Here is a 478-nt window from a genome sequence, read left to right on the forward strand (position 1 = left end):
TAGTAATAACGACAGTTACCGCTAAACGGGTTGCACTCTCACAAGAGTCTGCTGTTTGAGAAGCGTAATACGTCGCTCCATCTACTAAAGCGGTTGTTGTAGCTAGAGGAGTTGTTGAAGTAGCACTCGCGTACCACTGCACCTGTGTTCCTGTTACATCTAAACTTGCAATAGTAGTGTTATCAATCTCACAGAAAGTCTGTGTTGTTTCACTTGTTGTCGGTGCTTCTGTTTTAGTAATAACTACCGTTACCGCTAAACGGGTTGCACTCTCACAAGCGTCTGCCGTTTGAGAAGCATAATACGTTGCTCCATCTACTAAAGCAGTAGTTGTAGCTAGAGGAGTTGTTGAAGTAGCACTCGCGTACCACTGAACCTGTGTTCCTGTTACATTTAAACTTGCAATAGTAGTGTTATCAATTTCACAGAAAGTCTGTGTTGCTTGTGTTGTGGTTGGTGCTTCTGTTTTAGTAATAAC

The 478-nt window shown here is 42.5% G+C and carries 1 protein-coding gene; it reads right to left on the minus strand.

Going from position 1 to position 478, the window contains the following annotated elements; translation table 11 throughout:
* The coding region (locus tag P6733_RS17905; protein ID WP_459553645.1) for an Ig-like domain-containing protein at positions 1–478 on the minus strand (478 nt) is incomplete at both ends.

The organism is Flavobacterium aerium (genome assembly GCF_030766725.1).
In the GTDB taxonomy this organism is placed as follows: Bacteria; Bacteroidota; Bacteroidia; order Flavobacteriales; family Flavobacteriaceae; genus Flavobacterium; species Flavobacterium aerium.